14 protein-coding genes are annotated in these 22,971 nt (G+C 63.0%); 7 read left to right on the forward strand and 7 right to left on the reverse strand.

Annotation, left to right across the window (positions count from 1 at the left end; all coding sequences use genetic code 11):
• Positions 1-55: 55 nt before the first annotated feature.
• From secB to LOY51_RS25115, 3 genes are read right to left on the reverse strand one after another with little or no spacing between them, the layout of a single operon-like run.
• Positions 56-538, reverse strand: a complete 483-nt coding sequence (secB, locus tag LOY51_RS25105; RefSeq protein WP_125465874.1) for a protein-export chaperone SecB — start codon at positions 536-538, stop codon at positions 56-58.
• Between the two features lie 40 nt (positions 539-578).
• On the reverse strand, positions 579-833 hold the full coding sequence (grxC, locus tag LOY51_RS25110; RefSeq protein ID WP_110995319.1) for a glutaredoxin 3: 255 nt from the start codon (positions 831-833) through the stop codon (positions 579-581).
• 1 nt (position 834) lies between these two features.
• Positions 835-1,248 carry a rhodanese-like domain-containing protein gene (locus tag LOY51_RS25115; protein ID WP_125860821.1) on the reverse strand — a complete coding sequence of 138 codons (414 nt, stop codon included), beginning with the start codon at positions 1,246-1,248 and terminating at the stop codon, positions 835-837.
• 206 nt (positions 1,249-1,454) lie between these two features.
• On the opposite strand from LOY51_RS25115, the gene gpmI reads away from it, so the two are divergent.
• The 4 genes from gpmI to LOY51_RS25135 all read left to right on the forward strand — a co-directional run bounded on the left by gpmI (position 1,455) and on the right by LOY51_RS25135 (position 6,678).
• A complete protein-coding gene (gene gpmI / locus LOY51_RS25120) occupies positions 1,455-2,990 on the forward strand; it encodes a 2,3-bisphosphoglycerate-independent phosphoglycerate mutase (protein ID WP_125860823.1) in 1,536 nt (511 codons plus the stop codon).
• A gap of 184 nt (positions 2,991-3,174) precedes the next feature.
• Positions 3,175-4,479 (forward strand): murein hydrolase activator EnvC family protein, encoded by a 1,305-nt coding sequence (locus tag LOY51_RS25125; RefSeq protein ID WP_258643525.1) that lies wholly within the window; start codon positions 3,175-3,177, stop codon positions 4,477-4,479.
• A gap of 87 nt (positions 4,480-4,566) precedes the next feature.
• Positions 4,567-5,901: a S41 family peptidase gene (locus LOY51_RS25130; RefSeq protein ID WP_125465877.1), complete on the forward strand. Its 1,335-nt coding sequence runs from the start codon at positions 4,567-4,569 to the stop codon at positions 5,899-5,901.
• A 9-nt stretch (positions 5,902-5,910) separates the two neighbouring features.
• Positions 5,911-6,678: a divergent polysaccharide deacetylase family protein gene (locus LOY51_RS25135; protein ID WP_125465878.1), complete on the forward strand. Its 768-nt coding sequence runs from the start codon at positions 5,911-5,913 to the stop codon at positions 6,676-6,678.
• Between the two features lie 17 nt (positions 6,679-6,695).
• On the opposite strand, the gene LOY51_RS25140 is transcribed toward LOY51_RS25135, so the two are convergent.
• From LOY51_RS25140 to LOY51_RS25155, 4 genes are all read right to left on the reverse strand, one after another.
• The gene (locus LOY51_RS25140; protein WP_258643527.1) at positions 6,696-11,396 is read right to left on the reverse strand and encodes a dermonecrotic toxin domain-containing protein; all 4,701 of its coding nucleotides are present in this window, start codon (positions 11,394-11,396) and stop codon (positions 6,696-6,698) included.
• Positions 11,397-11,591: 195 nt separating this feature from the next.
• Positions 11,592-13,475 (reverse strand): hypothetical protein, encoded by a 1,884-nt coding sequence (locus LOY51_RS25145; RefSeq protein WP_258643529.1) that lies wholly within the window; start codon positions 13,473-13,475, stop codon positions 11,592-11,594.
• A 32-nt stretch (positions 13,476-13,507) separates the two neighbouring features.
• On the reverse strand, positions 13,508-16,273 hold the full coding sequence (locus LOY51_RS25150) for a dermonecrotic toxin domain-containing protein (RefSeq protein ID WP_258643531.1): 2,766 nt from the start codon (positions 16,271-16,273) through the stop codon (positions 13,508-13,510).
• Between the two features lie 168 nt (positions 16,274-16,441).
• Positions 16,442-18,445, reverse strand: a complete 2,004-nt coding sequence (locus LOY51_RS25155; protein ID WP_125465881.1) for a BCCT family transporter — start codon at positions 18,443-18,445, stop codon at positions 16,442-16,444.
• Positions 18,446-18,922: 477 nt separating this feature from the next.
• On the opposite strand from LOY51_RS25155, the gene betI reads away from it, so the two are divergent.
• From betI to betA, 3 genes are all read left to right on the forward strand, one after another.
• Positions 18,923-19,579, forward strand: coding sequence for a transcriptional regulator BetI (gene betI, locus LOY51_RS25160; RefSeq protein ID WP_125465882.1), 657 nt, complete (start codon positions 18,923-18,925; stop codon positions 19,577-19,579).
• 38 nt (positions 19,580-19,617) lie between these two features.
• Positions 19,618-21,090, forward strand: a complete 1,473-nt coding sequence (gene betB / locus LOY51_RS25165; protein ID WP_125860831.1) for a betaine-aldehyde dehydrogenase — start codon at positions 19,618-19,620, stop codon at positions 21,088-21,090.
• Between the two features lie 158 nt (positions 21,091-21,248).
• Positions 21,249-22,940, forward strand: coding sequence for a choline dehydrogenase (gene betA / locus LOY51_RS25170; RefSeq protein ID WP_125465884.1), 1,692 nt, complete (start codon positions 21,249-21,251; stop codon positions 22,938-22,940).
• The last annotated feature ends 31 nt before the right edge of the window (positions 22,941-22,971 follow it).

Here is a 22,971-nt window from a genome sequence, read left to right on the forward strand (position 1 = left end):
TACTGCCAACACAAAAAAAGCGCCCCGAAAGGCGCTTTTTTCATGACCGCTGCAATTACTGCACGGTCGGCACTTCACCGGCTTCCTGCATGCGCTGCATTTCTTGCGCGTACAGGGCGTCGAAGTTGACCGGCGACAGCATCAGCGCCGGGAACGAACCACGGGTCACCAGGCTGTCCAGGGCCTCACGGGCGTACGGGAACAGGATGTTCGGGCAGAACGCGCCGAGGGTGTGGCTCATCGAGGCCGCGTCGAGGCCTGCGATCAGGAAGATACCGGCCTGCTGCACTTCGGCGATGAACGCCACTTCTTCACCGTTCTTCACGGTCACCGACAGGGTCAGCACCACTTCATGGAAGTCGCCTTCCAGGGCTTTCTGGCGGGTGTTCAGGTCCAGCGAGACATTCGGCTCCCACTGCTGGCGGAAGATCTGCGGGCTCTTCGGAGCCTCGAACGACAGATCGCGCACGTAAATGCGCTGCAGGGAGAACTGTGGGCTGTTGTCTGCAGCCGCGCCGTTGGTCTGTTGGTCAGTCATGGCAGATCCTTATCCTAATGTTTTCGAATGCAGTGCAAAGTCAGGCCGCCAGCAGCGCGTCGAGCTTGCCCGCGCGCTCCAGGGCATAAAGGTCATCGCATCCACCGACGTGCGTGCTGCCGATCCAGATCTGCGGTACCGAAGTACGGCCGGCCTTCTGGCTCATTTCGGCGCGCAGCTGCGGCTTGCCGTCGACCTTGATCTCTTCGAACGCCACGCCCTTGCTCTCGAGCAGGTATTTGGCGCGCATGCAGTAGGGGCAGTAGTCGCTGGAGTAGACGATGACGGGCTTCATATCACTTCACCAGGGGCAGGTTATCGGCTTTCCAGCTGGATACGCCACCGCTCAGCTTGGCCGCGGTGTAACCAGCCTTGAGCAGCTCACGGCAGATGGTGCCGGACTGCTGGCCCATCGCGTCGACGACGATCAGGGTCTTCTCTTTATGTTTTTCCAGCTCGGTCATGCGGCTGACCAGCTTGTCCTGCGGAATGCTCACCGCACCGACGATGTGCCCGGCGGAATACTCCTTGGCAGGGCGAATATCGATGACCAGCGCCTTGTCGGCGTTGACCAGCGCGGTCAGCTGGCCGTTGCTCAGGCTCTGGCCACCACGACGCACTTCGTTGATCAGCAGCAGGACCAGCAGAACGACGAAGATCGCCACCAGGATGAAGTGATCTGTCGCGAATTGAATCAGGTGAGCAACCATCGGGGGTGTTCCAGGCGATTGAAAATGGCGGCCAGTATACACAGCCCCCCATGACCACCAAAGCCCGGTGGGCCACCGGCAAAACCGGCTTCATGTTGCATATCCGACAGCGCTGGTCGGACAAGGGGAGGAATATTCGCCGTCGCTGGCGGATTTGCCCTAAAATGCGTGTCTTTATCATCTTTGAACAACCGTGAGTTTGATTGATGACGAGTACGCCTAAACCCCTGGTCCTGATTATCCTGGATGGCTTCGGACACAGCGAAAGCCCCGAATACAACGCCATCTTCGCCGCCAACACACCGGTCTACGACCGCCTGCGCGCCACCCAGCCGCACGGTCTTATCTCGGGGTCCGGCATGGACGTGGGCCTGCCCGACGGGCAGATGGGCAACTCTGAAGTCGGTCACATGAACCTCGGCGCCGGCCGCGTGGTGTACCAGGACTTCACCCGGGTCACCAAAGCCATCCGCGACGGCGAGTTCTTCGAAAACCCGGTGCTCACCGGCGCGGTGGACAAGGCTGTCGGTGCCGGCAAGGCCGTGCATATCCTCGGCCTGCTCTCCGACGGTGGCGTGCACAGCCACCAGGACCACCTGGTGGCCATGGCCGAACTGGCCGCCCAGCGTGGCGCCGAGAAGATCTACCTGCACGCCTTCCTCGACGGCCGCGACACCCCGCCGCGCAGCGCCCAGTCGTCCATCGAACTGCTCGACGCCACCTTTGCCAAGCTGGGCAAGGGCCGTATCGCCAGCCTGATCGGCCGCTACTACGCGATGGACCGCGACAACCGCTGGGACCGCGTACAAGCCGCCTACGACCTGATCGTCGACAGCACCGCCCAGTACACCGCCGACAGCGCCGTGGCCGGCCTCGAGGCCGCCTACGCCCGTGACGAGAGCGACGAGTTCGTCAAGGCCACGCGCATCGGCGAAGCGGTCAAGGTCGAGGATGGCGACGCGGTCATCTTCATGAACTTCCGCGCCGACCGTGCCCGCGAGCTGTCGCGAGTGTTCGTCGAGCCTGACTTCAACGAATTCCCCCGCGCCCGCCTGCCAAAGCTGGCCGCCTACATCGGCCTGACCCAGTACTCGGCGAAAATCCCGGCGCCAGCGGCCTTTGCCCCATCCAGCCTGGACAATGTGCTCGGCGAGTACCTGGCGAAGAACGGCAAGACCCAACTGCGCATCGCCGAAACCGAGAAATACGCCCACGTCACCTTCTTCTTCTCCGGTGGCCGTGAAGAGCCGTTCGAAGGCGAAGAGCGCATCCTGATCCCGTCGCCGAAGGTCGCCACCTATGACCTGCAGCCGGAAATGAACGCCCCCGAGGTGACCGACCGCATCGTCGAAGCCATCGAGCAGCAGCGTTTTGACGTGATCGTGGTCAACTACGCCAACGGCGACATGGTCGGCCACACCGGCGTGTTCGAGGCAGCAGTCAAGGCGGTCGAGGCCCTGGACAACTGCGTCGGCCGCATCGTCGAGGCACTGGCAAAGGTCGACGGCGAAGCGCTGATCACCGCCGACCACGGCAACGTCGAGCAGATGGAAGACGCCTGCACCGGCCAGGCGCACACCGCCCATACCAGCGAGCCAGTGCCGTTCATCTATGTCGGCAAGCGCAAGGTCAAGGTGCGTGACGGCGGCGTGCTGGCCGACGTGGCGCCAACCATGCTCAAGCTGCTGGGATTGGAAAAGCCTGCAGAGATGACCGGAACGAGCATTCTGGTCGATCTGTAAACCTTGTGGGAGCGGGCTTGCCCCGCGATTGCGATCGCGGGGCAAGCCCGCTCCCACAAGGGCATTCGCTGCCTATGCAGATGAATTCCAGACAAACGCCTCGCTGCACATGCCGCGAGGCGTTTTTTTTGCAAGCCCGCGCGGGCATACTAGGCCAGTCTCCATCCTTGGTACGCCCAACCCCATGCTCCGCGCCCTGCTCCTACTCGCCCTGTCATGCCTGCTCGCCCCGGCCTTCGCCGACGAGCGCGCACAGACCCAGCAACAGCTGGACGCCACCCGCCAGGACATTGCCGAGCTGAAGAAGATGCTGGGCAAGCTCCAGGAGGAGAAGTCCGGCGTGCAGAAAGACCTCAAGTCCACCGAGACCGACATCGGCAACCTGGAAAAACAGGTGGAGGCACTGCAGCAAGAACTAAAAAAGACCGAGGGCGAGCTGGAGCGCCTTGATCACGAGAAAAAAAAACTCCAGAGCGCCCGCGTTGAGCAACAACGCCTGATTGCCGTCCAGGCCCGTTCGGCCTACCAGAACAACGGCCGCGAGGAATACCTCAAGCTGCTGCTCAACCAGCAGAACCCCGAGAAATTCGCCCGCACTCTCACCTACTACGACTACCTGAGCAAGGCGCGCACCGAGCAACTGCGCACCTTCAACGAGACCTTGCGCCAGTTGGCCAATGTCGAGCAGGACATCGGCCGCCAGCAGGAGCAACTGCTCACTCAGCGCGCCGACCTCGACAGCCGCCGCCAGGCGCTGGTCAGCGAACGCGACAAGCGCCAGCAGGTACTGGCCAAGCTCAACAGCGACATGAAAGAGCGCGACCAGAAGCTGCAGTCCCGCGAGCAGGACCAGGCCGACCTGGGCAAAGTGCTCAAGACCATCGAGGAGACCCTCGCACGCCAGGCCCGCGAGGCAGAAGAAGCGCGCCAGCGCGCCCTGCTCGCCAAGCAGGAAGAAGAAAAGCGCCGCAAGGAACAGGCCCTGGCCGCCGCAGCCCGCAACCAGCAAGCCGAACCGGAAGAGCCCCCGAAAAAGGCCCGCACCACGCTTGGTCCGGTGGTTTCCAGCGACGGCGCCAACTACGGCGGTGCATTTTCCGCAGCCCGGGGAAAACTTCCATGGCCAGTCAATGGTCGACTGCTGGCACGCTTCGGTGACATGCGCGGCAGCGATGCCCGGGCCAAGTGGGACGGCGTGATGATCAGCGCCAGCGCCGGTACCCAGGTACGCGCCGTACACGGCGGGCGCGTGGTATTCGCCGACTGGTTGCGCGGCGCCGGGCTTCTGGTCATTCTCGACCACGGCAATGGTTACCTGAGCCTGTACGGCCACAACCAGAGCCTGCTCAAGAGCGCCGGCGACATCGTCAAGGCCGGCGAAGCCATCTCTACCGTGGGCGACAGCGGCGGCCAGGACAGCGCCGGTCTGTACTTCGCGATTCGCCAGCAGGGCCGGCCCACCGACCCTGCGCAATGGTGCCGCGGCTAACACCGACTACTTTTACGGCACGGCGCGTGAAAACGCCGGGCCGATGCTCCCGCAAGGGGCGCCTACAGGATCAGGAGTTCGTTCGACATGCTGCACTCGCCTCGCCTCACCCAGCTGGCCCTGACCATTGCCCTGGTCATCGGCGCGCCCCTGGCGCTCGCCGCCGAGCCGGCCAAGCCTGCCGTTGCCGCCAAGCCGGCCACGGTGCCGGCCACCGAGGTGACCGCCAAGGCGCCACTGCCGCTGGAGGAGCTGCGCACCTTCGCCGAGGTCATGGACCGCATCAAGGCCGCGTATGTAGAGCCCGTCGACGACAAGACCCTGCTGGAAAACGCCATCAAGGGCATGCTCAGCAACCTCGACCCGCACTCGGCCTACCTCGGCCCTGAAGACTTCCAGGAGCTGCAGGAAAGCACCAGCGGCGAATTCGGTGGCCTGGGCATCGAAGTCGGCCAGGAAGACGGCTTCATCAAGGTCGTTTCGCCGATCGACGACACCCCGGCCTCCCGCGCTGGCGTGCAGGCCGGTGACCTGATCGTCAAGATCAACGGCGCCCCGACCCGTGGCCAGACCATGACCGAAGCCGTCGACAAGATGCGCGGCAAGGTCGGTGAGAAGATCGTCCTCACGCTGGTGCGCGACGGCGGCACGCCGTTCGACGTGACCCTCACCCGCGCGGTGATTCAGGTCAAGAGCGTGAAGAGCCAGTTGCTGGAGAACGACTACGGCTATATCCGCATCACCCAGTTCCAGGTCAAGACTGGCGAAGAGGTGGGCAAGGCCCTGGCCAAACTGCGCAAGGACAACGGCAAGAAGCTGCGCGGCGTGGTGCTCGACCTGCGCAACAACCCCGGCGGCGTGCTGCAAGCCGCGGTGGAAGTGGCCGACCACTTTCTCACCAAAGGCCTGATCGTCTACACCAAAGGCCGCATCGCCAACTCCGAACTGCGCTTCTCGGCCGACCCGGCCGACGCCAGCGAGGGCGTACCGCTGGTGGTACTGATCAACGGCGGCAGCGCCTCGGCTTCGGAGATCGTCGCCGGTGCCCTGCAGGACCAGAAACGCGCCGTGCTGATGGGCACCGACAGCTTCGGCAAGGGCTCGGTGCAGACCGTGCTGCCGCTGGCCAACGACCGTGCGCTCAAGCTCACCACCGCGCTGTACTTCACCCCCAACGGCCGCTCGATCCAGGCCCAGGGCATCGTCCCCGACATCGAAGTGCGCCCGGCCAAGCTCACCGCCGAAACCGACACCGAGAACTTCAAGGAAGCCGACCTGCAGGGCCACCTGGGCAACGGCAACGGCGGCGCCGATCGTCCGACCGGCAGCGCCAAGCGCAAGGAGCGCCCGCAGGACAACGACTTCCAGCTCAGCCAGGCGCTGAGCCTGCTCAAGGGCCTGAACATCACCAAGGGCGATTGACCTGCGGCCATGCGTTATCTGCTGTTACTGCTGTGCTGCCTGTTGGCCGGCGTCGCGCAAGCGGCACCAGCCAACAAGGCCTACCTGAGCATCATCATCGACGACCTGGGCCAGAGCAGCGAGCGTGACAGCCGTACCCTCGCCCTCTCTGGCCCGGTCACGATGGCGATCATGCCCGACACCCCTCACGCCAGCGACTTCGCCCGCCAGGCCCACAAGGCCGGCAAGACGGTGATCCTGCACATGCCCATGGACCCGGCCACCGGCCCCTATGCCTGGCACCCCGGTACGCCACTGCCGGAACTGGCCAGTCGCTTGCAAGCCGCCCTGGCCAAGGTCCCTTACGCAGCGGGCATCAACAACCACATGGGCAGCCGCATGACGGCCCAGCGTGAACCCATGGCCTGGCTGATGGGAGAACTGCAGCAACGCCACCTGTTCTTCGTCGACAGCCGCACCAGCGCAGCCACCGTGGCGGCGGCCGAGGCCCAGCGCATCGGCCTGGCGCATGTGTCGCGGGATGTATTCCTGGACGACGTACGCACGCCCGAGGCGATCACGGCTCAATTGCAGCAAGGCGTGGCCCTGGCCCACAAGCAGGGCTCCGCCGTGCTGATCGGCCACCCCTACCCGCAAACCCTGCAAGTGCTGGAGCGTGAGATACCCCGGCTCAAGGGCCAGGGTATCGAACTGATCCCGCTGCGCCAGATGATCGCCGAACGTGGCAACCAGGCCATGCCTGCCCATGGCGGGCACGGGCTTTACCATAACCGCTGACCCCTGCCAGCACTCAATCAAGCGAACGGGATGATGCCCTTCACCTGCTCGTAGGTGAGCGGTCCCCGGTGTATACGCTCACCTTGCCTGGCCAGCTCGAGGGCTTCGACACGACCGTAGAAGCGCTGTTGCCAGGTTTTCAGATGTGCCCGGGTGAACTCATGGGCAGGAGCGGCCTGATCGCTGAAGTGAAAGTGCGCAGCCCAGAGCGGTACGCCCTGGACGTCCCCGGGGTATCTCAAGTGCTTGATGCTGTACTCGTCCATGGCTGTACCGTTGGCAATCCGCTGTCGGGGCCCCTCGTACGTCACCTTGATCAGCCCTTGCCGGTGCAGGAACGCGAGCGCCCGCGCACCTGGGTAGCGTGTTTGCAGATAGTGTTCGGTGAGCAAGGCCGTGCGTCGTGCCGTCCAATACTCGATGCGCTCACTCAAACGCGTCATCACGGCCTTGGCGCCATCCTCGCCTACCCTGGCCAGTGCGGCGCTGGCACCGCGCAGGGCTTTGTCATGCTCGTCCAGCAACCTCTTCAGCTCGCTGTCTCGCACATCGCTTGCAACGTAATGCCTGGCCTTGACCTCGACCTGCTGGTCCTCGGCCAGCAACGCCTCGGCCTGTATCCTGGCATCGCTGGCAACAGCCCCCTCCCCCGAAGGCTCTGGCACCTCGGCGACAACCTCCTCCCAGGCATCACCTCTCTTTTCGAAAGTGTGCAGACGCACGCCGGTAATCGGCTCGTCCACCTTCAGCCGGATGACATCGCCGTCCTTTTGCTCGCTTGCGATCACCAGCTCGCCATCCACGGTGCGCACGGCATGCTGGGGTGCAGCACTTCTGCCGTAGGCCTGCCGCCGAGTGGACAACTGGCCGCTATCCTGCTCGGCAATGGCTTCACTCAGCTGTTCGCTGGCCATGTCCTTCAGGGCTTGCAACTGCCGCATATAGCCATCCAGCATGCCGCGCTCAAGCCCTGCGCCCCCCTCTCTGCCAATATCGAGGCCATTGACGATTGCAGTGGAGTACTCATCCCAGGCGGTTTGCAGGATTTCGATCCGCTGCGCTGCCGGCAGGTTGCTCAAAGGCAGCAAGCCGTGACTGCTCGCAGCGCTGCGCAAGCCATCACTACCCAGCTGTTTTCGGTAGCGCGCCTGCCGCTCGAGCTGCTTGGTCTTGTCCATCGGTAACGCAAGGTCGATGTAGTTCGAAGCCTGGTGAAAACGCACGCGCTCTGTGGTGAGTTTGCGTAGCATGGCGACTTTGGCAGCCGTATAGGGTTCTTGCGCGGCGTACAGGAGCGTCTGCGGATCGAGACGGGACAAGCTGAAATCCAGATCGAGGCTGGCCTGGATCATACGCTCCTGAAGGCTTACCGCATTTTTCAGGTGACCGAGCAGTGCACGGTACTCCACGAGCACCTCGTGTATCCGACGCCCATCCAAAGCCGACATCAAGCTCTTGATCTGCTCATACGCCACGGCTTCGCGCAGCTCTTCGAACAGGTTCCAACTGTTGGCCGCCAATGCCTTCAGCCCGTCCTGGCGGCTATCTTCCAGAAACTGTGAATTGACCGGCCGCTCAATACCAGGGTGGCGCTGTAGCTCGCTGATTTGCTCGAGCGTCTTAAGACTGTTTCGCTCATATTCGCTGGACGCCTCGCGCTGAATGGCCATCTGCTTGCGCAGGTCAAGCAACTCGCTGGTCTTATGGGCAATTTGCGCCTGGTGAAAATCGCTCAACTTGCCGATCTGCTCCTGGCTGAACTTGCCCTCGGCATTTACCTGCACCGACAGCAGTCCGGCCTTGTGCGTATTCAACTGCTCTTCCAGGGTGCGGGCTCTTTGTCCCTGTGCCGCCGTCTCTGCCTTCAAAACGTTGTTGGCCTTGGTGTTCTGACTTTCCAGCTCCACCAACCTTTCAAATTCCTTCTGTTTCGCAGCGAGCGTCCGCGACTTCTTAGGCATGCCACCGAAGAGCCCCTTGCGAACCGTCCACGACAGCCCACGCCACAGGTATGGGCCTTCGCGCCCGCCCGGGCCGACGATACGTACCTCATCCCTGTCCAGGCGCACCTGATAGCGCTCGCCGTACAACTCGACATAACGCTGCCCATCCACCCGGTAAAAACCGTGGCTGTCCTCCATCACCCCATGCAGGTCCACCTTAGCGACGAACGGCTGCAATGCCTGACTGCTCGCCACCGGGCCAGAGCCCCAGCCGCTGACGATTTCGACAACACTGCTTTCGGATTCCTGAAGCGCGCCACCGAGGTACACCCGGCCTTTTTCCACCGGCTCCGGCCCCGCCGCTGCCACGCCAATCGCATCGCCGCCGAGCATCTCGATAGGCTCCAAGGCCTCTGGCTCATCCTTCGCGCCTTCGATCTTCGGTACAACGCCATGCAATAACATCATGGAAAGGTTGCTCACCAGGTCCAGGATCGCCAGGGATTTCTCGGCACCGTTGCCGCGCTTCAATGCCGCTACATCTTCCTCGACCGATTCCAGCGCCAGTGCCAACCACGTCACGATCGCCACCGGCCCTTTCAGCACTGGCGCCACCACATTGAACAGCAACCAGGCACCTTCCTTCAGGCGCTCCCAGCGGCTCTCGCGCGTCGACACCGAGTCGCGTTTGGCCAGTGTCACGAGCACCTGCTTGCCGGCGACGAACAGATGGGTATCGACGTCTGCCAACCAAGGCGTGAACTTGATCCTTGCCGGCTCGGAGGTACCTTCTACTACCGCCGAGCCCCCTGGTACCGCAACCTCCAGAACGCCTTCCAGTGCCTCGCCGAGCAGATGGGGGTGTTTGAAACCTCCGTTCTGGTACACCGCCCTGGCGTCTGTCTCCATCCAGGTCAACACAGTGCTCTGCAGCGCATCTTCGTCGGCAATTGCTGCCATCAACGCCGTGGCGTCGCTGAACTGGCGCAGCGAGTCTTGCCCATAAAGGGGCCGATAGAGCAGCCACGCCGCAGGATGCGCCAGGCGTATGACAAACATCCCACTCACCGTGTCGCGGGCCCTGAAGGCCGGGACAGAGAACGCCAGCGCAGCGATATCGACGTTGGCCTTGAGATCGCGGTTGGTCCGACAGAACTCCGCCAATGCCTGCCATGCTTCTTTGCTCAGCCCGCCTTCGATCCTCAAGCTCAGGGCATCGAACAGCAGCCGGTTGCGCCACTCGCGAGCAAACAAGCTGATCCGCTCGTCGCGCTTTTGCGCATCATCCAAAGTGGCCTGGACATAGGTCGGGTAGCCAGCGCCGATATCCACCTTTTCCACGAGGTCCTTGAGATAACCGGGCGTCAACCAGCTCATGATCTCCTGGCCGGTGCGATGCTTGATTGCAGTGATGGTCGAATGTCCGAGCGCGCTCAGGTTGCCGATGGCAAGCTCGGTCAAGGTCATGGTGCGGGTAACGATGACCCCATCGCCAGGTCCGACACCCACGCCACCTGGCACACCGTGAATTTCTCGCACAGTCAGCAGTAAGTCGTCGGAAAAGTAATTGGCCTCCACCGGATAATCAGCCAGCAGTTGTTCGCGCAGGCGTTGACGGGCATAGGCCTGCAGGTCGAGCAGACCGTCCCGGGACGAGGCTGAGCCGGACAGCGCCTGATCGACAGCCAAATCCAGCACGGCCGCCTGGTAGTCGAAACGATCCTCGGAGGTAGCGCCAGACAGCCAGTCAGGCACTGCCAGCTCAACACCCGGATCGCAAAAGTACGACTCGTTGAAGAATACTTCGGACGGATCGGACAACTGCCAGTACACCGCCTCCATCTGCTCAACGCTGGCAAGCCTGGACCAGCGTACGTGGTCCAGGCGAGTCAGCAACCAGCCAAGCAGCAACGCCGACTGTTGCATGAACGCATCGCCTTGCAGGGCGTAGGTGTTCCAAGTGAGGCTGTCGAAGCGATGTTCGCGGGCCATGAAGTCCCGCAGGGCTTCGCCAAAGGCCTGCGCGTCGGCATAGGCGCGCACCTTGCCCGAGGGTGGGCTCCACAGCAGCAGCCTGTCCTCATCGCGCTCAAGGGCCACCAGCAAATCCGGGAGCAGGACGCTGCGATCAGCCTGCGCACTGCGCATGACTACTTCGATGGCCTGGGCCTGAATGCTGACAAATCGACCCGACAGCATTTCGTAGACGCAGGTCCTGGCTGCATCCGTCAGCCGTTGCTGACCGACATTGCCCAGCAGGGCCATACGCAACGCCTGCTGCATCCAGCAATGCCGACTGACAGCGTAGCCATCGGGGGCCGCGTAAGGCGCGCCATTCCAGTAATCGATCTGCGCCTGACAGAAGTACTCAGGCAACGCCGTCACCAAATCGTTGAGCGGGCCCGACATCCCCATCAACGAGCGAGTATCGAATTCACTCTGCGAGCCAGCAAAGCGATAGGGACTGCTCAACCCCAGGTTATGGGTACGCTTGCCAAGCGGCTCCAGGTCCAGCTTCGTGCCGCTCAGCAACGAGTGCAGCACCACGTCGACCAGTGGCGCCGTCGTCCAGTACGCGGTTTCAGGATCCGGGCTGTCGAGCATGAACGGCGCCGCGTCGGTCAGCGCCGGCTGAACGCTGGCGAGCCAAGGCAGTTGCTCTACCAGTAGCGTGAGGATTCGCTGACTGGCAACCTGGCGCAACGTGGGGCGAGCGGCGAACTGCCTGGCGCAGGCATGCTTGAGATTGAAGTTGGCGATAGGTGGAGTGGGCATCGAACGGCTCCTTCTCGAGAAAGGCTCAAGAATGCAGTCGCGCGCTCCCGCTGCAGGTATTACATATGGCAAGCCTGATGAAGGTTTACGCCCTGCGATCTCGAAAGCAACAAGGCCCTGTTCTCACGAACAGGGCCTTGTTGCTTTCAGCCGCCGGGCGTCAACTGTACACGCGCCCTAACACGCGCCAGCCCTTCACTCGAAGGGAATCACGCCCTCGACATCCGCCCAGCGCAGGTTACCGCGATAGATTGCCAGCAGTTCACCGGTGCTGGTAGCCGCGCGCAGCTGCGCCTCTCGCCCCAGCGTGCGCTGCTCCCACAGTTTGAGGTGCCCCTTGCTGAACGCCCGCGCAGGCGTGTCGGCGGCCGGGTAGTGGAAGTGCGCGTCCCATAGCCCCACACCCTTGGCCTTGCCGGGCGCAGGCACGCGCCTGATCTCGAACACGTCGAGAAAATCACGCCCCCCCAGTGGCCTGCGGCTCACGGTCCGCGTGATACGAACCAGCCCCTTTTCAACCAGGAACCTGAGGCCGCTGGCCGAAGGATGTCTGGTCGAGATGTAAGTGGAAATCAGGTGGACCCGCTGCACCGATTCCAGGTGCGCGATGTCATCGGCCAGACGACTGCCGAACTCGCTTTCGATGCCAGCCCGCGTCAGCAGCTGCTCCGCCTCCTTTAGCTGGCTGACATGATTGGCGATGATGGTACGGACACCAAACGGGTCTAGTGCCTCGGCATACTGGCGCACCAGGCTGATCACACCGCTGACCTGCCTCAACGCGGCCCTGGCCTTACCCCTGGCGTGACCAGCATCGACCGTTGCCTCGCTGCCTTGCTCCTCCTCCACGGCAGGAGGTTGCTCGACGAACGTATCGCCGTCCTGGCGGAATGTGCGCAGCACCTGCCGACCAGTGACATCATGCTGCTGGACAACCCGCTCGCCAGAAACCTCGACTTCCGCGCCCACCACACTGCGCCCGTCATAGGTACGCGCCATGCGCAAGGTGCCAGGGCGCTGGGCATATAGACGCGTCCTGGGCTGCGCCGGTATCGATAGCTCAAGCTCGCGCACCACCTGCGCAAGCAGTTGTTCGGCCTGGCTGGTCAGCCTGTGCAGCACGTCCTTGTATTGCCCGACCTTGGCCTCTACCAACAGCTCGGGACAGGTTTCGGCCAGATAATCCAAGCGCACTCGGGTGCTCCGGTAGGTCTGCAAGGTGCTACCCAGCACCTGCTGTTGAGTGGTCAATGACAGGCCGTCGGCAGTGATCACCCTTTCATGGGCGGCGCCTGCGCTCTTGAGCTCGTCCCCGGCCAGATAATCCAGCGCCTGGATCAATTCCCGCTCTTCCACCGGGGCCACACGATCCAGGCTCAGCTCACCAAGATCCAGCAAGCTCCGCAGGCGCAAGCCGACTCCGCTGAGCTTGCGGCTTTCTTGCAGGAACTTCAGGACTTCACGCTTCTCCACCCTCGCATCAAGCGCCGCGTCCCATAGCACGATACCGTCTTTCGGCAAGCTCTCTGCCAGCACATCCAGCACCTCGGAGACTTCGATCAGATCCAGCTGCCAGCTCAGCACTTTTTCCAACTGCGCCCTGGCAAACCGATAACGCTCCAGCTGTTCGGCACCCTCCGGCTTGGCGGCCATACCATTGAGCACACCAGGCAGATCTACCTCATTAACCCGTTCCACGGTCTCGTTGTAGAGCGCCACGCCGTAACCGATCAAATCATGACGTATGACGCCACGCTGATGGGGAAGCACAGCGATCAAAGCCTGAGATGCAAAGCGCTGCTCACTCATTGAAGTCAGCACGTCATCCAACCTTACGGTGTAGTCCAGCAACTTCTTGAGGTCATCCATGACAAGCGCCTTCGCACTGGCAACTTCTCCCTTGACCCTGGCAATCCGCTCATCGAACCTATCTGCCAGGCCAGGATCGGTGATCAACTTGGCCTGCTGACGCAGTCGATCGAGTTCTGCTTCCTTGGCCTTGGACTTGTCCTTGCTCGCTGCGAAAAAATCACCCAGGAGGTTGCGCTCTGCAAGCAACGCGTTCTGGCGCTGGTTCAACTGCTCGAAGTCGCTCTTGTTCTTCTGTTGCGTCAGCTCCAGACGCCCCTTAGGCCCGCCCCCGCCAGTCGCAACCTGGTATCGATGCGCCAGTCTCCCTGCTCCCGTACAAGCCAGGGCCCATGCGCATCCTGCGGTCCCACGATGCGTGCAGCGCTTCCCAGCAATTCGACCTGGTAGGTATCACCGGCAAGCAAGAGGTACTGCCGGCCCTGCACCTGATAGGTCCCCGAGGCCTCCTGCGACACACCCGTCAGATCCACGACCGAAGCCAGACCGCGAAGCGACCTGCGCTCCTGGGAGGTCAGCACATTGACCCCCTGTGCGCCTCGCCAGGAGAAATCCAGCACCTGACTCGAACGGCTGGCCAGCTGTGACGCCTCGCCTTGTACGGGCATTACCGCCAGCCGGCTGTCAGTGCTGGCCAAGGCAAGCCGTGGCAGTGGTTTAACCACGCGCGGCGGCCCGACAAGATCGGTCGTCGGCAAGCGTACATGCGCAAGCGCCATGCCCAGATTCAGCAGCACATCCACCACCGCCGCGCTGCGCTCGAACTCGCTGCCCTCGGAGAATGCCTGCGTATCGTGCACAACCCCCAGCACCGACTGCGCCAGCCAGGCGACCGTGGCAATCGGCCCGCGCAGCAACAGCGTGGCCACATCGAACAGCAACCAGGCGCCCCGCTGTAACAAGGCCCAGCGGCTCTGGCGAGTAGAGACCGATTGCCGGCCAGCCAACTCGACCAGCAAGCGACGGTTGGCGTCGTACATCAGCCGATCGACTTCCACGACCCAGGGCAGCCGGGCCAAGGTCGGCGGATCTGCCCGGGCCGGTGACAGCGAGGTATCAATGATCGGTGTCCCCAGGTGTGGCTCGAAGAACCCACCATGGTCGTACACCGGACGAGCCTGGGGATCGAGCCATTGCAGGACACTTTCGCCAAGCGCCTTATCGTCGCGAATCGCCGCCATCAGCGCCTCGAACCCCGAGAACTCGGTCAAGGCCTGCTGGCCGTAAAGCGGCCGATAAAGCACCAACGAAAACGGCTCGACCGAGTGCAGCACGAACATGCCCATGACCAGATCCGGGGCCGGATGATCCTCCGCGCGCTGAAACGCCAGCGGCATGAGCGTGGTTCTGGGGCGCTGGGCATCTACCCGTCCAGCACAATAGTCGACGATAGCTTGCAGGCCTGCCTCACCCAGCGTGCCGCCCAGCTTGGCGCCCAGGGCAGTGAACAGCAGGGAGCAGCGCCATTCGCGGGCAAAGCGGGTGACCCGCTCCGGCTGCAGGGCAGGGTCGAGCTGCTCGGACACATAGCTGGGGTAGCGAGCGCCGATGTCCACCCGCTCGACCAGTGATCGTAGATAGTCGGCAGTCAACCAGGGGGCGATCAGTTGCTTTTTACGATGCTCGATCTTCGTGATCAGCGCATCGCCCAGCGCGCTCAGGTTGCCGATGGCGAACTCGGTCAGCGTGATGCTGCGGGTTTCGATGACGCCATCCCCAGGGCCCACACCTGCTCCCCCCGGCACGCCCCGCGCAGTGGTCAGGGTCAGCAGCAGGTCGTTGGCGTGGTAGTTCGCTTCATCGGGTTGATCCAGCAACATCTGCTGCCTGAGCTGCGCATCGGTGTAGCTGTGCAGGTCTTCGACACCATCGAGGGCAGAGCTGCCTAGCGATTCGGCCTGCGCCAGAGCCAGCTCGAACAGCCCGCACTGGAACGCAAACTTGTCTTGCGCCTGCGCGCGATAGAGCCCCACAGGCGTCGAGACGCCGGCCTCGTCCGCAGCGTGATAACCGGCGATGAACCACTGCGCGGGGTCACTGGTGCCCGAATAGAATTGCTCCATCGACGCCACATCATCGAACGTCGAAACCTGCCAGCGATCCACCTGGCCTAGCATGCGCTCAAGCAACAGGGCGCATTGCACGGCAAACACATCGCCAGTGCATTCATGGCGGCGCCAAGTCAACGAGGTGAACCGCTGGGTCTCGGCCAACTCATCGCGCAATGCCATGGCGAAGGCATCGTAGCCGGAAAACCCTTTGACCACCCCGCTGGGAGCGCACCACAGCACCTGCTCGCCTTCGTCCCACTCGCCGCGCACGAGCAGTTGCGTCTGCAACTGGTTGAGGCTGTCACCGCCATCGTTCAGTTGCACCTCGACGCTGAACACCGAAGGTAGCTGAGCCCCTCCCTTGAGCAGCCCCAACACGCAGTCACGTTGCTGGGCATTGAGGTCTTGCAGAGGCAGGCTTTGCAGCAGGGTCGACTTGATGACCTGCGCAAGCCAGCGATCCCGGCTAACGCCATGGAAGCCGACGGCCGCCCAGTAGTCGACCTGAGCCTGGCGAAACCGGTCTGGCAGTGCCGACACCAGTTGGTTCAGCTCAGCCAGCACACCGTCCGCAGCTACCGAGACAAACTCCAACGACTCGCCGGCGGCATCACGCATGAAATATGGCGGTGCAACCCGGACAGAGAAACTTCCACCTGCCAAGCCCAACGCCTCCAGCTTGCAGCCCTGACGCAGGGCATCGAGCAAAGCATCAACCAGTGGCCGCGAGACCCAGGAATCATAAGGGCGGTACTGGCCAGTGACAGCCCCGTCGTAGGGTATGTCCAGGATGACAGGGCCTGCATCCGGTAACTGGGCGTCGGCAATGCCACGTAGTCGCGCAGCAAGCACTTGCAAGGCCTGCTGCGAGGCCAACTGGCGCAAGGTCGGGCGATCAGCGAACGCCAGCGACACCGCGCGCTGGTAGTCCGGTGTGGTTCTGGTTTCGATTGGCATGCGAGGTCACCCTTGGTGATGAATGGATCACCGAGGGTGCGATTTCGCGAAAGGCGGGAGGCACTAATTAATGCTGCGCAGGTTAATCATCCGGCTGAACGATCACCTGCAAGAAACAAAAGAGGCCCGGTTCTTTCGAACCGGGCCTCTGCCTCACAGCAACAGCAATCAGCTGTACACACGCCCCAACAACTGGCGGTGGCTTTCGAACTGATCCAGCACGTCACGCACGATCTGCTCGCGGGTGAAGCCCATCAGGTCGTATTCCTGGCTGCCGTCGTGCAGGTACACCTCGGCGCGGTAGAAGCGCTGCTGCACCTCTGGCTCGCCTTCGACCGGCGCCTCGCTCGGCGCGGCCAGGTAACCGTCCAGGCTGGCTTCGTAGACGAAGGGGTTGCCCTCTTCCATCATCACCCGCAGGCCCATCATGTTGCGCGACTGGCCAACGCGGGTCTCGACCTCGAAGCCCAGGGTGCGCAGCTGTTCGGCGGCTTCCTTGAGCGCCGGGCTGACCTGCTTGTCCATGAAGCGCTGCACCACGGCCTGGGTCGGCTGCAGGTCCAGCTGGCTCAGGCGCTCGCTGAAGCCGCGACGGCCACGGGCGGCCAGTTCGGCGCGCTCGCTCTCGACGGCAACGTCCTGCTTCATCGCCTTCATCAGGCCGAACATGAACAGCACCAGCACCACCGAGAACGGCAGGCCAGCCAGCACCACCATGGTCTGCATGGCTTCGAAGTTACCGGCGAACAGCAGGCCGATGGTCACCAGGGTGATCACCACCGACCAGAACACCACCATCCAGTGCGGAGCGTCTTCGTCCACCTTGCCGCCTTTGCACGACAGGTTGGCCATCATCACGGCGCCCGAGTCGGCCGGGGTGAGGAACAGCACGAAGCCGACGAACACCGCTACACCGATGACGATTTTCGACGCTGGGAAGTATTCGAGTAACTGGTAGATCGACATCGACGGCTGTTCGAGCGCAGTCTTGCCAAGCTCCACGGCGCCCTGGTTGATCACCAGGTCCAGCGCGGTGTTACCGAAGATCGACAGCCAGGCCAGGGTGAAGCCCAGCGGGATCAGCAGCACGCCACTGACCAGCTGACGCACGGTACGGCCCTTGGAAATACGGGCGATGAACATGCCGACGAACGGGCCCCAGGAGATCCACCAGGCCCAGTAGAACACGGTCCACAGGCCCAGCCAGCGCTCGGATTTGTCACCTGCGCCTTCGTACACATAGAGGTCGAAGGTCTTCAGCACGATGCCGTTGAGGTAATCGCCGATGTTCTGCACGAAGGCGTTGAACAGGTGCAGGGTGTTGCCGGCCAGCAGCACGAAGATCAGCAGGCCGCTGAACAGCAGGATGTTCAGGTTGGACAAACGACGAATGCCGTTCTCCACGCCCGACACCGCAGCGATGGTGGCCACGCCGGCCATGGTCAGGATCACCGCCAGCAGGTTGGTCTTGCTGTGGTCCATGCCGAACAGGTACTCGAGGCCCGAGGCCACCTGCATTGAACCGATCCCCAGGTTGGTCACCAGGCCCAGCAGGGTGACGAACATGCCGAAGATGTCCACGGCATGGCCGGCACCGCCCTTGACCCAACGCTCACCGACCAGCGGGTACAGCGCCGAGCGCAGTGCCAGCGGCTGGTTGTGGCGGTAGGCGAAGTAGCCCACGGCCAGGCCCACCAGGGCGTAGATCGCCCAGCCGTGCAGGCCCCAGTGCAGGAAGGTCAGTTGCAGGCCCTGGCGCGCGGCCTCGAGGCTGGCAGGCGTGCCTTCCGGTGGGTTGAAGTAGTGGTCCAGCGGCTCGGATGCGCCGAAGTACAGCAGCGAGATACCGATGCCGGAGGAGAACAGCATGCCGGCCCAGGCGCCGTAGCTGAAATCGGGGGTGTCGTCCTTGCCGCCCAGCTTGAGCTTGCCGTAGTCGGAGAAGGCCAGGTAAACGACGAACAGCAGGTAACCGCAGATTACCAGCATGTAGTACCAGCCGAAGGTGCGGGTCAGCCATTTCTGGGCGACACCGAGCACCTGGCCGGCGGTTTCGGGTACAGCGATCAGCAAGGCCGTCAGAACGAGGATCAGCAGCGCCGAGGTGTAGAACACCACGCGGTTGACCCGTACCCGCTCGGCAGGGGGGTTGGTTAGGGAAGCAGAACTCATTGCACGAATGCTCCGGGCAGTGCGGCAGTGGAGGCTAAACAGTTATGTCCGACGCAATTGGTGCAATAGCCCTACAGCGTCAGGTGTTATAAAAGGCACCCTGGAAACCGTGATCCCGATTAGAAACGCTGCAAGAAAACAGACGGGTGACCTGTCGCCGATCCGCATCTCCGTTGAGGAGTGTGCGCATTCGCCACAGCCACCAGGCCCGCTCCAAGGGCCGACCGCGCAGCCTGTGACCGCTCGGCAGAATCTGTCTTTGCATCGCTCATGCCCGTCAACGCCTTGTATTCCGGGGGGTTACGCGATTTCCTGGGGTGTCAATCCGTGTCCCGTTGACCGCTTGAAAACTGTCAATGGCACAAATTGTCGCAGAGCTTATTCTTTATTGATTGAACGTTCAATCAAAACAAAATAGACTGGCCTTCGCCGAGTCAGCCGCCCGTCGTCTGCTCGCAGGCCTGAGGAGATAGCAAGATGCCCAAGGTCGGTATGCAACCCATCCGCCGCCAGCAGTTGATCGAAGCCACCCTGCAGGCGGTCGATCAGGTCGGACTGGGGGACGCCAGCATTGCGCTGATTGCCCGTTTGGCCGGTGTGTCGAACGGCATCATCAGTCACTACTTTCAGGACAAGAACGGCCTGATCGCAGCGACGATGGGCTACATCATGAGCATGCTCAACGAGGGCGTGGCCGCACGTCGCCAGGCCCTGACGGACGACAGCCCGCGCGCTCACCTGAAGGTGATCATCGAAGGCAACTTCGATGCGAGCCAGGTGAACGGCCCGGCAATGAAAACCTGGCTGGCCTTCTGGGCCTCCAGCATGCACCAGCCGTCTTTGCACAGGTTGCAGCGGATCAACGATCACCGCCTGTATTCCAACCTGTGCTGCCAGTTCCGCCGCGCCCTGCCGCTCTACCATGCGCGCAAGGCTGCCCGCGGGCTGGCGGCCCTGATCGACGGCCTATGGTTGCGTGGCGCCTTGTCGGGTGACGCATTCGACACCGACCAGGCAATACGGATTGCTTACGAATACATGGATCTACAACTGGCTAAACAGCACACCCTGGGCACCAACGACCAGGCCGCTGAAACACCGCGCACAGCCACTGGCCAACCGGCAGGAGCGTGACGCGGCAGCCAACCACACACTGCACTTGCGAGGACACTATGGCCCGTTTCGGAACGCAAAAACTCTACATTGATGGCGCTTACGTCGACGCTGGCAGCGATGCCACCTTCGAAGCCATCAACCCGGCCACCGGCGAAGTCCTCGCCCACGTGCAGCGCGCCACCCAGGCGGACGTCGAGAAGGCCGTCGAAAGCGCCGAACGCGGTCAGAAGGTCTGGGCTGCCATGACTGCCATGCAGCGTTCGCGCATCCTGCGCCGCGCCGTCGACATCCTGCGCGAGCGCAACGACGAGCTGGCCCAGCTGGAAACCCTGGATACCGGCAAGTCGTACTCCGAAACCCGCTACGTCGACATCGTCACCGGCGCCGACGTGCTGGAGTACTACGCAGGCCTGGTACCGGCCATCGAAGGCGAGCAGATCCCGCTGCGCGAATCGTCCTTCGTCTACACCCGCCGCGAACCGCTGGGCGTGACCGCCGGTATCGGCGCGTGGAACTACCCGATCCAGATCGCCCTGTGGAAATCCGCCCCGGCCCTGGCCGCCGGCAACGCGATGATCTTCAAGCCATCGGAAGTCACCTCGCTGACCACCCTGAAACTGGCCGAGATCTACACCGAAGCCGGCCTGCCGAACGGCGTGTTCAACGTCCTGACCGGCAGCGGCCGTGAAGTCGGCACCTGGCTGACCGAACACCCGCGCATCGAGAAAGTCTCGTTCACCGGCGGCACCACCACCGGCAAGAAAGTCATGGCCAGCGCTTCGAGCTCGACGCTCAAGGAAGTCACCATGGAACTGGGCGGCAAGTCGCCGCTGATCATCTGCGCCGACGCCGACCTGGACAAGGCCGCCGACATCGCCATGATGGCCAACTTCTACAGCTCCGGTCAGGTCTGCACCAACGGCACCCGCGTGTTCATCCCTGCCCCGATGAAAGCGGCCTTCGAAGCCAAGATCGCCGAACGCGTTGCCCGCATCCGCGTCGGCAACCCGGAAGACGAGAACACCAACTTCGGCCCACTGGTCAGCTTCGCCCACATGGAAAGCGTGCTGGGCTACATCGCCAAGGGCAAAGAAGAAGGTGCCCGCGTGCTGTGCGGCGGCGAGCGTCTGACCGAGGGTGACTTCGCCAAGGGCGCCTTCGTTGCCCCGACCGTGTTCACCGACTGCACCGACGACATGACCATCGTCAAGGAAGAGATCTTCGGCCCAGTGATGAGCATCCTCAGCTACGAGACCGAGGAAGAAGTCATCCGCCGTGCCAACGACACCGAATACGGCCTGGCCGCCGGTGTCTGCACCAACGACATCAGCCGCGCCCACCGCATCATCCACCAGCTGGAAGCCGGCATCTGCTGGATCAACGCCTGGGGCGAGTCGCCGGCAGAAATGCCGGTTGGCGGCTACAAGCAGTCGGGCGTCGGCCGTGAGAACGGTGTCAGCTCGCTGGCTCAATACACTCGCATCAAGTCGGTCCAGGTCGAGCTGGGCGGCTACAACTCGGTCTTCTAAGACCGAGAGCTGCAAGCTTCAAGCCTCAAGCTGCAAGAAAGAGCCGGTCGGCGTCATGCCACCGGCCCTTGCAGGCCTAATCCATTCGCAAGCTTCGCACGACTGCTTTCCTTGCAGCTTGTAGCTAGAAGCTTGCCGCTGCATTTCGGAGAAATGCCATGGAATATGACTACATCATCGTCGGTGCCGGCTCGGCCGGTAACACCCTGGCCACCCGCCTGACCGAAGACGCCAGCGTCACCGTCCTGCTGCTGGAAGCCGGCGGCCCCGACTACCGCTTCGACTTCCGCACCCAGATGCCGGCCGCCCTGGCCTTCCCGCTGCAGGGCCGCCGCTACAACTGGGCCTACGAGACCGACCCGGAGCCGTTCATGGACGGCCGCCGCATGGAATGTGGCCGCGGCAAGGGCCTGGGTGGCTCTTCGCTGATCAACGGCATGTGCTACATCCGCGGCAACGCCATGGACTTCGACGGCTGGGCTGAACTGCCGGGCCTGGAAGACTGGACCTACCTGGACTGCCTGCCGTACTTCCGCAAAGCGGAAACCCGCGACATCGGCCCCAACGACTACCACGGCGGCGAAGGCCCGGTCAGCGTTGCCACGCCCAAGGCCGGCAACAACCCACTGTTCCACGCCATGGTCGAAGCAGGCGTGCAAGCCGGCTACCCGCGCACCGAAGACCTGAACGGCTACCAGCAGGAAGGCTTCGGCCCGATGGACCGTTCGGTGACCAAGAACGGCCGCCGCTCCAGCACCGCCCGTGGCTACCTGGACCAGGCCAAGAAGCGCCCGAACCTGACCATCGTCACCCACGCCCTGAGCGACCGCGTGCTGTTCGACGGCAAGCGCGCCGTTGGCGTGACCTACCTGGTCGGCGACAGCGAAGAGCGTGTCGAAGCCCGTGCGCGCAAGGAAGTCATCGTCAGCTCCGGCGCCATCGCCTCGCCGCAGCTGCTGCAGCGTTCCGGCGTCGGCCCGCGCGCCCTGCTGGAAAGCCTCGACATCCCGGTCGTTCACGACCTGCCGGGCGTCGGCGAGAACCTGCAGGACCACCTGGAGCTGTACCTGCAGTACGCCTGCACCCAGCCGGTGTCGCTGTACCCATCGCTGCTGTGGTGGAACCAGCCGGCCATTGGCGCCGAGTGGATGTTCAACGGCACCGGCATCGGCGCCAGCAACCAGTTCGAGGCCGGTGGTTTCATCCGTACTCGCCCTGAGTTCAAGTGGCCGAACATCCAGTACCACTTCCTGCCGGTAGCGATTAACTACAACGGCTCCAACGGCGTGAAAGAGCACGGCTTCCAGGCGCACATGGGCTCCATGCGCTCGCCTGCCCGTGGTCGCATCCAGGCCAAGTCGAAGAACCCGCGCCAGCACCCGAGCATCCTGTTCAACTACATGTCCACCGAGCAGGACTGGCAGGAGTTCCGCGACGGCATCCGCCTGACCCGCGAAATCATGGCCCAGCCAGCGCTGGACCCGTACCGCGGTCGTGAGATCAGCCCGGGCGCCCACGTGCAAACCGACGAAGAGCTGGACAAGTTCATCCGCGAGCACGCCGAAACCGCCTTCCACCCGTCCTGCTCGTGCAAGATGGGTACCGACGACATGGCGGTAGTGGATGGCGAAGGCCGCGTGCATGGCATGCAGGGCCTGCGTGTGGTCGACGCGTCGATCATGCCGCTGATCATCACCGGCAACCTCAACGCCACCACGATCATGATCGCCGAGAAAATCTCCGACAAGATCCGTGGCCGCAAGCCACTGCCGCGCAGCACCGCCAAGTACTACGTGGCGGGCGATGCACCGGTGAAGGGCAAGCCGATGCGGGAAGTGAAGCAGGCGTAAGCCTGCACCGGCCTCTTCGCGGGTAAACCCG

The organism is Pseudomonas sichuanensis, from assembly GCF_024749065.1.
Lineage (GTDB): Bacteria > Pseudomonadota > Gammaproteobacteria > Pseudomonadales > Pseudomonadaceae > Aquipseudomonas > Aquipseudomonas sichuanensis.

Coding starts and splice junctions, on each gene's coding strand:
- secB (WP_125465874.1), bottom strand. CDS start 538: ATGACTGACCAACAGACCAACGGCGCGGCTGCAGACAACAGCCCACAG.
- grxC (WP_110995319.1), bottom strand. CDS start 833: ATGAAGCCCGTCATCGTCTACTCCAGCGACTACTGCCCCTACTGCATG.
- LOY51_RS25115 (WP_125860821.1), bottom strand. CDS start 1,248: ATGGTTGCTCACCTGATTCAATTCGCGACAGATCACTTCATCCTGGTG.
- gpmI (WP_125860823.1), top strand. CDS start 1,455: ATGACGAGTACGCCTAAACCCCTGGTCCTGATTATCCTGGATGGCTTC.
- LOY51_RS25125 (WP_258643525.1), top strand. CDS start 3,175: ATGCTCCGCGCCCTGCTCCTACTCGCCCTGTCATGCCTGCTCGCCCCG.
- LOY51_RS25130 (WP_125465877.1), top strand. CDS start 4,567: ATGCTGCACTCGCCTCGCCTCACCCAGCTGGCCCTGACCATTGCCCTG.
- LOY51_RS25135 (WP_125465878.1), top strand. CDS start 5,911: ATGCGTTATCTGCTGTTACTGCTGTGCTGCCTGTTGGCCGGCGTCGCG.
- LOY51_RS25140 (WP_258643527.1), bottom strand. CDS start 11,396: ATGCCCACTCCACCTATCGCCAACTTCAATCTCAAGCATGCCTGCGCC.
- LOY51_RS25150 (WP_258643531.1), bottom strand. CDS start 16,273: ATGCCAATCGAAACCAGAACCACACCGGACTACCAGCGCGCGGTGTCG.
- LOY51_RS25155 (WP_125465881.1), bottom strand. CDS start 18,445: ATGAGTTCTGCTTCCCTAACCAACCCCCCTGCCGAGCGGGTACGGGTC.
- betI (WP_125465882.1), top strand. CDS start 18,923: ATGCCCAAGGTCGGTATGCAACCCATCCGCCGCCAGCAGTTGATCGAA.
- betB (WP_125860831.1), top strand. CDS start 19,618: ATGGCCCGTTTCGGAACGCAAAAACTCTACATTGATGGCGCTTACGTC.
- betA (WP_125465884.1), top strand. CDS start 21,249: ATGGAATATGACTACATCATCGTCGGTGCCGGCTCGGCCGGTAACACC.